14 protein-coding genes are annotated in these 14,117 nt (G+C 33.6%); 6 read left to right on the forward strand and 8 right to left on the reverse strand.

The genetic code is table 11. The annotated features are described in order from the left end of the window. Positions 1-16 precede the first annotated feature (16 nt). Positions 17-1,651, forward strand: a complete 1,635-nt coding sequence (locus J3S90_RS07990) for an ABC-F family ATP-binding cassette domain-containing protein (protein WP_210645745.1) — start codon at positions 17-19, stop codon at positions 1,649-1,651. A gap of 83 nt (positions 1,652-1,734) precedes the next feature. Here the strand turns inward: J3S90_RS07990 and J3S90_RS07995 are convergent, their stop codons facing one another. From J3S90_RS07995 to J3S90_RS08020, 6 genes are all read right to left on the reverse strand, one after another. Beyond that, a complete protein-coding gene (locus J3S90_RS07995; protein ID WP_210645746.1) occupies positions 1,735-2,892 on the reverse strand; it encodes an ABC transporter permease in 1,158 nt (385 codons plus the stop codon). 3 nt (positions 2,893-2,895) lie between these two features. After that, complete coding sequence (locus J3S90_RS08000; RefSeq protein ID WP_210645747.1) at positions 2,896-3,849, reverse strand: HlyD family secretion protein; 954 nt, start codon at positions 3,847-3,849, stop codon at positions 2,896-2,898. A gap of 12 nt (positions 3,850-3,861) precedes the next feature. Next, positions 3,862-5,247 (reverse strand): TolC family protein, encoded by a 1,386-nt coding sequence (locus tag J3S90_RS08005; protein WP_210645748.1) that lies wholly within the window; start codon positions 5,245-5,247, stop codon positions 3,862-3,864. A gap of 1 nt (position 5,248) precedes the next feature. Further along, positions 5,249-5,695 carry a MarR family winged helix-turn-helix transcriptional regulator gene (locus J3S90_RS08010; RefSeq protein ID WP_188051143.1) on the reverse strand — a complete coding sequence of 149 codons (447 nt, stop codon included), beginning with the start codon at positions 5,693-5,695 and terminating at the stop codon, positions 5,249-5,251. Positions 5,696-5,963: 268 nt separating this feature from the next. Beyond that, positions 5,964-6,266 carry a GNAT family N-acetyltransferase gene (locus J3S90_RS08015; protein WP_223151108.1) on the reverse strand — a complete coding sequence of 101 codons (303 nt, stop codon included), beginning with the start codon at positions 6,264-6,266 and terminating at the stop codon, positions 5,964-5,966. Positions 6,267-6,277: 11 nt separating this feature from the next. Continuing rightward, positions 6,278-6,994 carry a pirin family protein gene (locus J3S90_RS08020; RefSeq protein ID WP_210645749.1) on the reverse strand — a complete coding sequence of 239 codons (717 nt, stop codon included), beginning with the start codon at positions 6,992-6,994 and terminating at the stop codon, positions 6,278-6,280. Between the two features lie 114 nt (positions 6,995-7,108). On the opposite strand from J3S90_RS08020, the gene J3S90_RS08025 reads away from it, so the two are divergent. From J3S90_RS08025 to J3S90_RS08035, 3 genes are read left to right on the forward strand one after another with little or no spacing between them, the layout of a single operon-like run. After that, a complete protein-coding gene (locus tag J3S90_RS08025; protein WP_210645750.1) occupies positions 7,109-7,771 on the forward strand; it encodes an alpha/beta hydrolase in 663 nt (220 codons plus the stop codon). Positions 7,772-7,808: 37 nt separating this feature from the next. Next, the gene (locus J3S90_RS08030; RefSeq protein WP_210645751.1) at positions 7,809-8,699 is read left to right on the forward strand and encodes a lytic transglycosylase domain-containing protein; all 891 of its coding nucleotides are present in this window, start codon (positions 7,809-7,811) and stop codon (positions 8,697-8,699) included. Between the two features lie 11 nt (positions 8,700-8,710). Beyond that, positions 8,711-9,085, forward strand: a complete 375-nt coding sequence (locus J3S90_RS08035; protein ID WP_317192530.1) for a sulfite exporter TauE/SafE family protein — start codon at positions 8,711-8,713, stop codon at positions 9,083-9,085. Between the two features lie 152 nt (positions 9,086-9,237). On the opposite strand, the gene J3S90_RS08040 is transcribed toward J3S90_RS08035, so the two are convergent. After that, on the reverse strand, positions 9,238-10,083 hold the full coding sequence (locus J3S90_RS08040; RefSeq protein ID WP_210645752.1) for a hypothetical protein: 846 nt from the start codon (positions 10,081-10,083) through the stop codon (positions 9,238-9,240). 144 nt (positions 10,084-10,227) lie between these two features. Next, complete coding sequence (locus J3S90_RS08045; protein WP_188051149.1) at positions 10,228-10,743, reverse strand: DUF2892 domain-containing protein; 516 nt, start codon at positions 10,741-10,743, stop codon at positions 10,228-10,230. A gap of 162 nt (positions 10,744-10,905) precedes the next feature. On the opposite strand from J3S90_RS08045, the gene rpmH reads away from it, so the two are divergent. Then, positions 10,906-11,067, forward strand: coding sequence for a 50S ribosomal protein L34 (gene rpmH, locus J3S90_RS08050; protein WP_007136275.1), 162 nt, complete (start codon positions 10,906-10,908; stop codon positions 11,065-11,067). Between the two features lie 157 nt (positions 11,068-11,224). Next, a complete protein-coding gene (carB, locus tag J3S90_RS08055) occupies positions 11,225-14,077 on the forward strand; it encodes a carbamoyl-phosphate synthase large subunit (RefSeq protein ID WP_210645753.1) in 2,853 nt (950 codons plus the stop codon). Positions 14,078-14,117 lie beyond the last annotated feature (40 nt).

Raw genomic sequence — 14,117 nt, forward strand, 5'->3', positions numbered from 1 at the left:
TCTCTAACTTATAAAAATGATTACAGTTAACGATATTTCTGTGCAATTTGGGGGCACAACACTTTTTAGTGATGTTTCTTTTGCTATAAATGAAAATGATAAGATTGCCCTAATGGGTAAAAATGGAGCGGGAAAATCGACGCTGCTTAAAATAATTGCAGGTCAAAGCAAGCCATCAACTGGAAATATTTCGGCACCAAAAGAGGCGGTTATCGCTTATTTGCCACAGCATTTATTAACTACAGATGGCGCAACTGTTATGGAAGAAACTTCAAAAGCATTTGGAGAAATTTTTTCTATGAAGTCAGAAATAGATGAAATCAATGAACAATTAACGATTCGTACGGATTACGAAAGTGATGCTTACATGAAATTAATTGAAAGAGTTTCTGATCTAAGTGAGAAATTCTATGCTATCGAAGAGGTAAATTACGAAGCTGAGGTTGAGAAAATATTAATTGGTTTAGGATTTGTTAGAGAAGATTTTAGTCGTCAAACTTCTGAGTTTTCAGGTGGTTGGAGAATGCGAATAGAATTAGCTAAAATCTTGTTGCAAAAACCAGACTTAATTTTGTTAGATGAGCCTACCAATCACATGGATATTGAAAGTATTCAGTGGTTAGAGGATTTCTTGATTAATTCAGCCAAAGCGGTTGTAGTAATTTCGCACGATAGAGCTTTTGTAGATAATATAACCAATCGTACTATTGAAGTGACAATGGGACGTATTTATGATTATAAAGCGAAGTATTCTCATTATTTAGAACTAAGAAAAGACCGCCGTATGCACCAACAAAAAGCATACGACGAGCAACAACGTATGATTGCGGATAACAGAACTTTTATTGATCGTTTCAAAGGAACTTTTTCTAAAACAGATGCCGTTCAATCGCGTGTAAAAATGTTAGAAAAGTTGGTTATTGTTCAAGTAGACGAGGTTGATACTTCAGCGTTGAAATTAAAGTTTCCACCCGCAGTTCGTTCGGGTCAATATCCTGTAATTGTAAAAGATTTATCCAAATCGTATGGCGATCACGTGGTTTTCAAAGATGCTAATATTGTTATCGAAAGAGGCGAGAAAGTAGCATTTGTTGGTAAAAATGGAGAAGGAAAATCAACGATGATCAAAGCAATTATGAAGCAAATCGAAATCGATGGCGGAAGTCTAGAGATTGGTCATAATGCGCAAATCGGTTATTTTGCTCAAAACCAAGCGTCGTTATTAAATGAAAATGCTACGATATTTGAAACTATTGATGATATTGCGGTAGGAGACGTTCGAACAAAAATCAAAGACATTTTGGGTGCGTTTATGTTTCATGGCGATGACGTGACCAAGAAAGTGAAAGTGCTTTCTGGTGGAGAAAAAACACGTTTGGCGATGATAAAATTATTATTAGAGCCCGTAAACTTGTTAATTCTGGATGAGCCTTCCAATCACTTGGATATGAAAACTAAAGATATTATCAAAGATGCGTTGCGCGATTTTGATGGAACTTTAATATTAGTTTCTCACGATAGAGATTTTCTTGATGGTTTAGCAACTAAGGTTTTCGAATTTGGAAACAAAAGAGTAGTGGAGCATTTTGAAGATATCACAGGTTTCTTAGCGCACAAGAAAATGGATAGTATGAATGAAATAGAGAAATAATCCTTTAGCTCTAACAGGCAAAGTACAAAAGTAAAAGGCATAAGTTAAATTCTTATGCCTTTTGCTTTTTATATATCAGGATATTAAATTTCTTTTAAAACACTTTTTCTTTTTAAGTACAAAGCAATATAGGATAGAATACCGCAAATTGTTCCAATGATAACCATATTCCAAATGGAACTAGTAGTTTGGGATAGCGTTCCGTCTTCAATAATCAAAATGCGAAATGCTTTTAGGAAATGAGTTAGCGGGATACAATTAGCAATGCCTTGAACCCAGACTGGCATTTGACTTAAAGGCCAGGTAAATCCACTCAAAATAAAGCTTGGCGTAGCAATTACCATTAAAATCTCGGTTGCTTTTAACTGGTTTGGAATCATAATACTGACTAAAATCCCTATGAAGCACACAGAAAGTACAAATATTCCTGCTACAAACGTAAGCGGAAGCAGGTTGTCATAGAAAGGAATCCGGAACCAAAAGGTAAATAACCAAAACAATAGCCAAAGTCCGAAACTCATCATTAAATAGGGAATAATTTTAACACTCATCAATTTTAGTAAAGAAGGGCTTTTTTTTACTAATTTTTTGAATGTGCCGTTCTCGTATTCTGACGCAAAAGACAACGCTAAACCCAGCAAAAGAACTTGTTGTAAAACGGCTGCTAATACTCCTGGCCAAAGGAAATACATATAGTTAGTGCTGCGGTTGTTCTTTTTTATAAAGGTTGTTTTAAACGGTTCATATTGTGTCGCTAGTAATTTTTCAGGTATTCCTTGTTTGCGTAATGTTTCCATTTGAACCCCTGCTTTTAATGTTCCAAGACAAAGTTGCAAAGCACCAGAAGCGTAATTAGCCGTTAAAACATTTGAGGTGTTTACGATAGTTACAATTTCTGGATATTTTTTGGTCAACACCATTTTCTCAAAACCCTTTGGAATAATTACAACGCATGCTGCTTCTTTTTCTATGGCAATTTGGGAAAGATTATTTTGGTCGTATAATAATGAGGTGATATTAAGCACTTCATTATCATCAAACATCTGCAATGCTTTTGCGCTCATTTCGCTACGGTCTTCATCCACTACAACGATCGGTAAGTCGGTAACTTTTCCTTTTCCATAAACGTAGCCTAACAAAATACCATAAAGTAACGGTGCTCCAATAAAAAGCAATCGGAGTACTTTATTTTGCCAAAAGAGTTTGAATTCTCTTTTAAGAAGTGACCAGAAATTTTGCATAATTTATAGGGATAAAGTTACGGTGGTTTTTGTAATCAGGTCTTTTGCTTCCTTACTATTCGAAGGCGTTATTTTTATTTCAAACAAGCTTTCCTGCATTTCATAATCGGGATAGGCAGTTGCAATGTTTCCATAGGCGCCCAATTGTTTTACGGTAGTAACAATTCCTTTTATGTCTTTTTTAGTATAGGGGATATGAACTAGTATTTCCTGCCATTTTTTTATTTTGCCTAATTGGTTTTCTGCAACCGTAAAACGAAAATAAACACTATCGGCAATATAGCCATTAAACAAGGTATATCCAGGCAATGCAAGTTCGCCTAAGTTTAGGGTTATGGTTTCGATGCTCATGTCTTGAGGGGCAATAATGTAACGCTCTTTGTCTGCGGTTTGTACTTCTTGCAATGCGCCAACAGCTCTGTCTTGTTGACCAAGAGCCATCGTTTGTTGCTCGATTCGGCCACCTTTCTTTGCTTCGTTCAATTCTGCCTGAACAGCATTGTATTGTGCTTGTGCTCCTTGATATTTAGCAAATGTTTCATCATAGGTTTGCTGTGAAACTAAGGAATCTTTGAGCATATTACTCAATCTTTTGATGGATTTTTGAGCAAATTCATACTGTTCTTTCAGGCCTTGTTTTTTTGCTTCAAGTTGTTTAATTTGGTTTTCAGTAGCCCCTTTCACAGCCATATTGTACTGTGCTTTTGCCGAAGTAACCGCGCCTTCAGCCTGCTGTTTTTTGGCATCAACTTCTGGAAGATCCAGAATAGCAAGTGTATCTCCTTTTTTTACCAAATCGCCTTCTTTTACTAATAGTTGGACGATTTTCCCAGGAACCTTACTAACTATCGAAATTTGTTCTTTTTCTACTTTCCCTTGAATTTGAGCTTCTTTTTTTGATTTTCCACAGCCAATTAGCAAAACTACGATTGCCACTAAAGTGATTATTTTTTTCATGGATTCTGGCTTTTAATTTGTTATATATTTTGTTAATTCGCCCGTGGCTATAATGGTTTCAATAGCTGATAGACGCTGTTCTATTAGGATATTTATTTTATTTAAAGATGCTTTATAAGAATCGTTTTCGGCTTCTAGACGTTCAGATATGTTTATCAAACCTTCTTTATATTGTTTAATGGCTAAATTCAAATTGTTATGGGCTACTTTCTCTTGTTGTGATGCTATTTCTATTTTTTGATTCAAAACCGAATAATTAACATAATTGTTTTCCAATAGCAATTGTAATTTTTCTTTAGTGTCATCAATTTGGTTTTGTACTTGTTCAATATTTATTTTGGCTTCATGAACTTTATGATTTCTTTCAAAACCGGCAAAAACTTCCCATTTTATTCCTGCACCAATCATCCAATTTGGACTTATCGTGATCTCATTTAACTGTAAATGAAGAGGCGTATTTAGGCCTGGAATTACAGGAGTTGTTGAGTTTGCATCAAATACACTGCTGTGGGTTACGCCCCCAAAAGCACCTAAAGTAGGAAGAAAAGTTCCTTTTTCTTTTTTTAGCAAATATTCATAGGCTACTTTAAATGATTCTAAGGCTTTGATTTCTTTTTTGTTTTCGGTGCTTAAATTCTCTTCCAAAATTAAATAAGGAACTAAATTGTATTGAACATTATTTATTTCTGAATCGGAATAGCCTGTTAAATAGCGTATTTTTCTATATACTAATTTTCGTTTTCCCTCTAGTTCAATTCTTTTAGATTTCAATTCTAATGAGGCCAATTTTATTTTATCTCGATCATAAGGAATAGCAAGACCTTCTTCGATTGCTTTAGAAATTCTTTTGGTTTCAGTTTGCAATCTCTTTTCACTGTCATTCAAAAGTTTTTCAACTTCAATTAATAAAGTGATTTGGTCAAAGGTGTTAATAACGTCTTTTATAATAATGTCCTTCTCAGATTCTTTTAGGTATTCTGTTCCGATTGCTTTTTGCTTCAATGCCTTAGCACCATTAGGAATTTGCATTCCGCTAAACAAAACCGTTTTTGCCATTATACTTCCATTAAAAATATTTCCGTAATTATCAAAAGTCGATTTTCCACCAAACACCGGAATGTTAATTATAGGTAGGGTCGTGGCAGGAAGATCAACTGTCAATTTATTGTCAAAATAGGAGTAAATGGCACTAGCTTCTACCGTTGGGATATATTTATTCCAAACGCTTTTTTCCTGAAGTTGCAGTTTTTCAATTTCGAGTTCTTTATTTTTTATCGAACTGTTTTTTTCAATAGCTTTATGAATCGCCTCTTGTAAAGAAGTTGAAATTTCTATTTGCGCATATCCAGTAGCAAATGTAAAAAGCGAAAAAAGGGAAAGTAGTAGATATTTTTTCATCTTATTTTTTTGTTTCTAAATTATTATAAATTTGAAGAAAAGTCTCCTTTACGATTTCGAGCCTTTCTGGTTCAATGTCTCTTATCGCATTTTTAAGAGTTTCATTGACAACAATCATTACTTCCTTCTCAATTGATTTCCCTTTCGGAGTCAAAAAAATTAATTTTAATCGTTTGTCATTTGCGTCAGGATGCCGTTCTACTAAATTTTCTTTTTCCAAATGATCAATTAAACGCGTTATTCCGGGTTTGTCAGTCGAAGTTTGATCTGCTAATGTTTGTTGCGTGCAACCTTCATTTTTCCACAAAACACCTAGAATAGTCCATTGCTCTTTTGTTAGCGAAATATTGTTTTTTCTAAAATTAGTCAACAACGCTCTGTTAAAAGCGGAGTGCGTCCTTCCAGACAAAATAGTATATAAATTTTCTGTTGAAAAAATTGTTCCCATAAATATAGTTGTTTAAACAACTACAAAGGTATTTAAAATTTACTTGTAAATTACAAGTATTATTTTTTATTGTAAAAGAGTGTCTTATTAACGATTTTAGATGTTGATTTTATCAAATAAATAACAGCTACAATGATTTTTCAGCAGCATACAGAATGAACGAACTAAATGGTGCGATAACTGGAACTGATTAGTAAAAAAGGATATTGATTTTGTTTTAAACAATTTATAAAAAAAAGGTGCAGCTCATTCGAACGGCACCTTTTTACTAAAGTCTAATTCCCGGTGGAAGTAATTCTTTATATACTGGGTTTTTCTTGAAGAAAACCACTATTTTTGGAAGAATTGGAACTACTTTGAACTTTCGCTCTATCGCAATTTCCATTATATTTTTTAGAAAATTAGTGATAAACTCTTCATTTTCATACGATTCTGGAGTATTAATTTTCGTTAGAAATATCTTCTTCTCTTGAAAAGAATATTCAACAGTAACTAATCCTTCCTCTACTGTAGTTTCAAATTGTCGTGCAAATGTGTTGTCTTTAATGTCAATAGTGATTAATCCATCCATGATAATTAACGCTAATTCATTGGTACTTCTACCAAAAGTATTTTTGATTTGGAAATAATCTGAATTTCAACGGAATCAAAATCCGTTATTCCCATGGCATCTCTTGCCTTCAAAACTTGGTTATTAATTAGTATTTCGCCTTCAATTAAAAATAAATAAACACCATTTTTAGTAATCCTAACCGAATAATTGGTTGTAGTGTTACTGTCAAAAATTCCTAAATGGAAAAAGGTTTTCTGGTAAACCCAAAGTGCATTGCCATCATTTTGATCGTTTGGCGAAACAATATTTACAAAGGTATTGATTTGATTTTCAATATCAAATGATTTCTGGTCGTATCTTGGAGCTACATTTTCTCGATCAGGAAATACCCATAATTGTAATGTTTTTGCTTCTTCTAATTTGCTTGCGTTCATTTCAGAATGTTCTACGCCAGATCCAGCGCTCATAACCTGAACTTCTCCAAAGCGAATGACTCCTTCATTTCCCATGCTATCTCGATGTTCTAGACCGCCTTCTAAAGGAATAGTTATTATTTCCATATTAGCGTGACTGTGTGTGCCAAAGCCAGTTCCTCCGTCAATAGTATCGTCATTTAATACTCGTAACATTCCAAATTGTACGCGATCGGCATTAAAATAATTGCCAAAAGAAAAAGAGAAATTTGCCTTTAGCCAACCAAAATTAGCAGTACCTCTTGTGTCTGATTTAAAAATTTGTGTATTCATAAATTATTGGTAATATAAGGTGTGAAGTGGGATGAATTTAAATAAAAAAAATTAATTTTATACAAAAATCGAGATAAAAAATCAGAATGTTGTTATAAAATCGTTAAAACAATTATGAGTAAAATACCTGTTTATCTAATGCCAGGATTGGCCGCAAGTACTTCAATTTTCGAGCGAATTAAGCTTCCAGAAGCTGATTTTGAAATTTACTTATTAGAATGGGAAATCCCTTTAGATAATGAAACTTTGTTGGATTATGCTAAACGAATAGCAGCTAAGATAAAGCATCCTAATCCCGTTCTCATTGGTGTTTCATTTGGTGGAATTTTAGTGCAAGAAATGGCTCGCTTTATACAGGTAAAAAAAGTTATTATTATATCCAGTGTCAAAAGTAATTTAGAGTTTCCTCGTAGATTTAAGTTAGCCAAAACGACTAAAGCTTACAAGTTAATTCCAATGAGTTTACTAATGAATCTAGAGAATTTAGCTAAGTTTTCCTTTGGTGAAACTATAAATAAGCGTTTAGAATTGTATGAAAAATTCCTTTCCGTTAGAGATATTCGATATTTACAGTGGTCGGTAGAGCAAGTAATTCTTTGGGATAGAACCGTGGTTGATAAAAATGTGATTCACATTCATGGCGATGCAGATGATGTTTTTCCTATAAAATATATCAAGGATTGTATCGTGGTCAAAGGAGGAACGCATATTATGATTTTAAATAAATACAAATGGCTCAATGAAAATTTACCTGAAATAATATTGGGAACAAAATAGGGTAGCCGTTAATCAGTAATGATAAAACATAGAAAATATGAAAGGAATACACAAAACCATAATAATTGTTGCAGTAATTTTTTTGAGTGGCTTGTTTGTTTTTGCAACAACTAAAAAAACAAATTCTACAGTTGACAGCATTGACACGTCTGCTTTTCCAAGTAAATTAGACTTTGCTGGCGAGCCCACTCCATTGCATATTGCAGATGTTAAAGAGCGATTTGATCGAGAATTATTGGTCAATGTAAACTTACATGCTTCTACAATTTTAGCAATAAAAAGAGCCAATCGTGCTTTTAAAATTATTGAACCTATTTTGAAAAGAAACGGTATTCCTGATGATTTTAAATATTTAGCTGTCATTGAAAGTGGTTTAGTAAATGCGGTTTCGCCAGCTGGAGCGAGAGGAATTTGGCAGTTTATGCCAGAAACAGGAAAAGAACGCGGTATGGAAGTGAATGATAATGTGGATGAGCGTTATGATCTGGCCAAATCTACACAGGCTGCTTGTAGTTATTTTTTGAGTGCTAAAGGTAAATTAGGTACTTGGACTTTGGCTGCTGCTTCCTATAATGGTGGAATGGCAGGTGTTAATAAGCAAATTGCAATTCAGAAAATATCGAATTATTATGACTTGTTACTTACTGAAGAAACTTCTAGATATGTTTTTAGGATCTTAGCTTTAAAAGAAATTATGAATAACCCCTCAAAATATGGATATAATATCGCTTCTGAGGATTTATATTCGGTGTTGCCTACTAGAAAAATTGAAATTGATAGTGCAATTACAGACTTAGCTGATTTTGCAAAAGGACAAGGTATCAATTATAAAATTTTGAAAATTCATAATCCTTGGTTGAGAGAAGCAAAATTGATTAATGCGGAGGGCAAAAAATATCAAATAGAAATTCCACTTAGTGGTTATTAATCTTAAATGACATGAAAATGACAATGCAAACTATAGTTTTATTGATGTGTATAGGTTTAGCTGCTGGTATTCTCAGCGGATTAATAGGAATTGGTGGAGGCATAATTATGGTTCCTCTTTTGTTACTGATGGGATTTACACAACAGCAAGCACAAGGAACGAGTTTAGCGGCTTTATTGCCTCCAGTAACCATGCTTGCAGTGATTAATTATCATAAGGCTGGATATATCGATTGGCGATTTGCAATAATTATTTCGATAGTATTTGTAGTAGGTGGTTATTTTGGAAGTAAATTAGCGATTAACATTGACCAAAAAATATTAAAGAAAGTTTTTGCGGTTACTTTGTTATTTATAGGAGGATTTCTTCTTTTTGATAAGAGCTGAATTAGATTATTTTGCCAATCAACCTATCTAAGTTTTATTTTTATTCCTAGAAAAGAAGGTTTTACAACAAATTATCTGCTGTAGAAGAGGGAAGTAGAAAAGTAGAATGTTGTTAAATTCTATATTTTAAAACCATTTCGGACTTAATGATTTTATTCAAAGACAAATATTTTATCAAGTAATTCTGTTTTTACAATTTTTGCATTTTCTTGATCATAAAAATTTTTCATTCCATTTATCGTAGTAAAACCAAACCATTCTGTAAATCTTTCAAACGTTCTTACAGTATAACAACTATTAAATTGTTTTTCAGGGGAAACGTAATCGTCGTTGAATAGAGTTAAGAATTTTTCAAAAACTTGTAAATATTTTGAAGCATAAAAGCTTGTTGCATTTTCTTTATCTCCAAATATCTTCAATAAGTAGATCGAAAATAAACAGCCATATTGACCAACAGGTTCTTTCGTATAACCATCAATGTAAGCCCAATTAAATTTTTCGGTAAAAATTAAATAAATTACTTTAAATAATTCAACGCGATTTTCAGCTTTCAAACATCTTTCTCCATTTTTTGTCAAGAGTAATTTTCCTTTACTTTTTTTAACAAGATTGGTGGATTCGCAAACTATTCGAGCTGTTTTTAAAGAGATGCATTCGTCCTCTCTATAAAGCTTGTTTATACCAGACGCTATGTGTTCGTCAGTGATAAAATTGAAATCGTATAATTCTACGAGAATTTTTTTAGGAAGTGCGCCATGTGGAGTAACTTTTAGGAATCCATCACGTTTAATAATCTTTAAAAGTTCTTCAGCAGTTCTAAAAAAAGGAATTTGGTCTAGAATTTCATTAGTGATGTGTGAACTAAATTTAATACAAGAATTTTCGCCTAATGGATTGTGAATTAATTCATGAGTCTGAGAAGGAGAAAGTCCAGATAATTTTTCTTGTGGAGAATTATTGTATTTGCTAATGGCTTCTTCGGTCTTAAAATGATCCATGTTCAACGTGTTTAAAAGTATTGTGGTGAATTACTATTTTCAGGAAAAAATATGCTAAAAGTTAAAACAGAAAAGGATGCGATATTCTTTATGTGAATTAAAACAAAAAAGGACCAATGAAATGCATTTGGCCCTTTTTGTTATTTAGATCTTTTTCATCTGATCTTTCATCATCGTGATCTGTTCTTTTAACATATTTTGTTTGTCTAGCTTTTTAGCTTCATTCAATAAGGTGGTTGCTTCTAGCTTTCTTCTTCTTGACATGGCTACTCCGGCAAGGTTTAATTTAGCAACAGCTAAATCCATATCCATAGACAATCCCAGTTCGATTGCTTTTTTAAAATATTTCTCTGCTTGATTGATATTTGTTTGTGACAACATGATACCCTGTAAATAATTAAAGTATCCTTGTTGTTTTCTTACCAAAGCCGTATCTGGATTTTTAATGTATGCTAGCCATTTTTTAGCTCCTTCAAAATCTTGTTTTCTTAGTTTTAAGAAGGCTAATAAGATGAATTCATTTTTGAAGTAAAGAAAAATAGGAATTGCACTTAATAGTATAAGGAAAATTCCGTTACCAATATTACTTTCTGTAAATTGCCAAAAGCCAGTAGCAATGATAAGTCCGGCGATAATAAGTTTAATATTTCTGTGAAACATAGTGTGATTATTTTAAGATCACAAATATAGTAAAATGAATTGAAAATATTTTTACAAAACTACTTGTGAGGAAAAAAAGTCTTTGTATATTTGCACTCGGATTTCGGGTAACAGGTATCCGAATTAAGAAAGATATAAATAAGTTTTTAAAGATACAAAGCAATGAGCAAAAGAACGTTTCAACCATCGAAAAGAAAAAGAAGAAATAAGCACGGATTTATGGACAGAATGGCTTCTGCTAATGGAAGAAAAGTTCTTGCGCGTAGAAGAGCTAAAGGAAGACATAAATTGACTGTTTCTTGTGAACCAAGACACAAAAAATAATGTTTGTATAAACATAAATAAGGCGTTACTTTCTTTAGTATCGCCTTTTTTTATACCTAATCGGTAAATAAAGCCTAAAGAGCAGCGTTTAAAGTCGTATAATTTAAGTACTTTAAACCCTTAAAAAATAACTACACAACACAATAATTACTACAAAATGCCAAAAGATACATCGATAAAATCCGTCTTAATAATAGGTTCAGGTCCTATTGTAATTGGTCAAGCGTGCGAATTTGATTATGCAGGATCTCAATCTGCTCGTTCTATTCATGAAGAAGGAATTGAAGTTATTCTAATCAATTCTAATCCTGCAACCATCATGACCGATCCAACTATGGCCGATCATGTTTACTTGAAGCCATTAACGACTAAGTCTATTATTGAAATACTAAAAGAACATCCTCAAATCGATTCTGTTTTACCTACAATGGGTGGACAAACTGCTTTAAACTTGTGTTTAGAGGCGGATGAAAAAGGAATTTGGAAGGATTTTGGTGTAAAAATGATAGGTGTTGATGTAAATGCCATTAATATTACCGAAGACAGAGAGCAGTTCAAACAATTGCTTAAAAAGATAAATGTACCTTCTGCACCTGCAGAAATTTGTACATCATATTTAAGAGGAAAAGAAATTGCACAAGAATTTGGTTTCCCTTTAGTAATTCGTCCTTCGTTTACCCTTGGAGGAACTGGAGCTGCGATTGTATATAAAAAAGAAGAATTTGACGAAAAACTTACCTACGGTTTAGAAATGTCACCTATTCATGAGGTTTTGATTGACAAAGCTTTGATGGGTTGGAAAGAATATGAGTTGGAATTGTTGAGAGATAAAAACGATAATGTGGTAATTATCTGTTCTATCGAAAACATGGATCCAATGGGAATTCATACTGGAGATTCGATTACTGTTGCGCCAGCGATGACTTTATCTGACACGACTTTCCAAAAAATGCGTGACTATGCGATTTTGATGATGCGTAGCATCGGAAACTTTGCTGGAGGTTGTAATGTGCAGTTTGCTGTTTCGCCAGACGATAAAGAAGATATTGTAGCGATTGAAATCAATCCTCGTGTGTCTCGTTCTTCTGCTTTAGCATCAAAAGCGACGGGTTACCCAATTGCAAAAATTGCTTCTAAACTAGCTTTAGGATACAATTTAGATGAATTACAAAACCAAATCACCAAATCGACTTCTGCTTTATTCGAGCCGACTTTGGATTATGTGATTGTGAAAATTCCACGTTGGAACTTTGATAAATTTGAAGGTGCTGACAGAACTTTAGGACTTCAAATGAAATCCGTTGGTGAAGTAATGGGAATTGGACGTTCGTTCCAAGAAGCGTTACACAAAGCGACGCAATCATTAGAAATCAAAAGAAATGGTTTAGGTGCTGACGGAAAAGGATACACGAACTACGAACAAATTATCGAGAAACTGACTTATGCAAGTTGGGATCGTGTTTTTGTGATTTATGACGCAATTGCAATGGGAATTCCTTTGAGTCGTATTCATGAAATCACTAAAATAGATATGTGGTTCTTGAAACAATATGAAGAACTTTATACTTTAGAAAAAGAAATTTCAAATTATAAAGTAGAAACGTTGCCAAGAGAATTGTTGTTAGAAGCCAAACAAAAAGGGTTTGCTGACAGACAAATTGCGCACATGATGGGTTGTTTAGAAAGTCAAGTACACAGTTTGCGTGACGTGATGAACATCAACCGTGTGTTTAAATTAGTAGATACTTGTGCGGCAGAATTTAAAGCAAAAACACCATATTACTATTCTACTTTTGAAGCGGAAATAGAAAAAGCAGACGGAACACGCTACGTAGATAACGAAAGTGTAGTTACAGATAAAAAGAAAATTATCGTTCTTGGATCAGGTCCAAATAGAATTGGTCAAGGAATCGAGTTTGATTATTCTTGTGTACACGGCGTTTTGGCTGCGAAAGAATGTGGTTACGAAACAATTATGATCAACTGTAATCCAGAAACAGTTTCTACTGATTTTGATACAGCAGATAAATTATACTTCGAGCCAGTTTTCTGGGAGCATATTTACGATATTATCCAGCATGAGAAACCAGAAGGGGTTATCGTGCAATTAGGTGGTCAAACGGCTTTGAAATTAGCGGAGAAACTATCTAAATACGGAATAAAAATTATTGGAACTAGCTTTGATGCTTTGGATTTAGCCGAAGATAGAGGACGTTTCTCTGAATTATTAACCGAATTAAACATTCCTTTCCCACAATTTGGAATTGCTGAAACGGCTGACGAAGCTTCTGCTTTAGCGGATGTTTTAGATTTTCCATTATTGATTCGTCCTTCTTATGTGTTGGGTGGTCAAGGAATGAAAATTGTAATCAACAAACAAGAACTGGAAGAGCACGTAATCAATTTATTGAAAACTATTCCAGGGAACAAATTACTTTTAGACCATTATTTGGATGGAGCGATTGAAGCAGAAGCGGATGCGATTTGTGATGGTGAAAATGTGTATATCATAGGAATTATGGAGCATATCGAACCTTGCGGAGTGCACTCTGGAGATAGTAATGCGACTTTGCCACCGTTCAACTTAGGGGAATTTGTAATGCAACAAATAAAAGACCATACTAAAAGAATTGCTTTAGCGCTGAAAACAGTTGGTTTAATCAACATTCAGTTTGCCATTAAAGATGATACGGTTTACATCATCGAAGCGAATCCTAGAGCGTCTCGTACGGTTCCTTTTATCGCAAAAGCATATGGAGAACCTTATGTGAATTATGCTACTAAAGTAATGTTAGGACACAACAAAGTAACGGATTTCACTTTTAATCCACAATTAAAAGGATACGCAATCAAACAACCGGTTTTCTCTTTCAGCAAGTTCCAAAATGTAAATAAAGCATTAGGACCAGAAATGAAATCAACCGGAGAAAGCATCTTGTTTATTGACGACTTAAAAGACGATCAATTTTACGAATTGTACTCTAGAAGAAAAATGTATTTAAGTAAATAATACTTGGATTATATATATCGAAAAAGCCCCTTTATTGGGG

This window comes from Flavobacterium flabelliforme, from assembly GCF_017948675.1.
GTDB classification, from domain to species: Bacteria; Bacteroidota; Bacteroidia; order Flavobacteriales; family Flavobacteriaceae; genus Flavobacterium; species Flavobacterium pygoscelis.

Excerpts from the sequence above, each read along its gene's own strand:
- J3S90_RS07990 (WP_210645745.1), top strand. The coding sequence starts at position 17 with ATGATTACAGTTAACGATATTTCTGTGCAATTTGGGGGCACAACACTT.
- J3S90_RS07995 (WP_210645746.1), bottom strand. The coding sequence starts at position 2,892 with ATGCAAAATTTCTGGTCACTTCTTAAAAGAGAATTCAAACTCTTTTGG.
- J3S90_RS08000 (WP_210645747.1), bottom strand. The coding sequence starts at position 3,849 with ATGAAAAAAATAATCACTTTAGTGGCAATCGTAGTTTTGCTAATTGGC.
- J3S90_RS08005 (WP_210645748.1), bottom strand. The coding sequence starts at position 5,247 with ATGAAAAAATATCTACTACTTTCCCTTTTTTCGCTTTTTACATTTGCT.
- J3S90_RS08010 (WP_188051143.1), bottom strand. The coding sequence starts at position 5,695 with ATGGGAACAATTTTTTCAACAGAAAATTTATATACTATTTTGTCTGGA.
- J3S90_RS08015 (WP_223151108.1), bottom strand. The coding sequence starts at position 6,266 with ATGGATGGATTAATCACTATTGACATTAAAGACAACACATTTGCACGA.
- J3S90_RS08020 (WP_210645749.1), bottom strand. The coding sequence starts at position 6,994 with ATGAATACACAAATTTTTAAATCAGACACAAGAGGTACTGCTAATTTT.
- J3S90_RS08025 (WP_210645750.1), top strand. The coding sequence starts at position 7,109 with ATGAGTAAAATACCTGTTTATCTAATGCCAGGATTGGCCGCAAGTACT.
- J3S90_RS08030 (WP_210645751.1), top strand. The coding sequence starts at position 7,809 with ATGAAAGGAATACACAAAACCATAATAATTGTTGCAGTAATTTTTTTG.
- J3S90_RS08035 (WP_317192530.1), top strand. The coding sequence starts at position 8,711 with ATGAAAATGACAATGCAAACTATAGTTTTATTGATGTGTATAGGTTTA.
- J3S90_RS08040 (WP_210645752.1), bottom strand. The coding sequence starts at position 10,083 with ATGGATCATTTTAAGACCGAAGAAGCCATTAGCAAATACAATAATTCT.
- J3S90_RS08045 (WP_188051149.1), bottom strand. The coding sequence starts at position 10,743 with ATGTTTCACAGAAATATTAAACTTATTATCGCCGGACTTATCATTGCT.
- rpmH (WP_007136275.1), top strand. The coding sequence starts at position 10,906 with ATGAGCAAAAGAACGTTTCAACCATCGAAAAGAAAAAGAAGAAATAAG.
- carB (WP_210645753.1), top strand. The coding sequence starts at position 11,225 with ATGCCAAAAGATACATCGATAAAATCCGTCTTAATAATAGGTTCAGGT.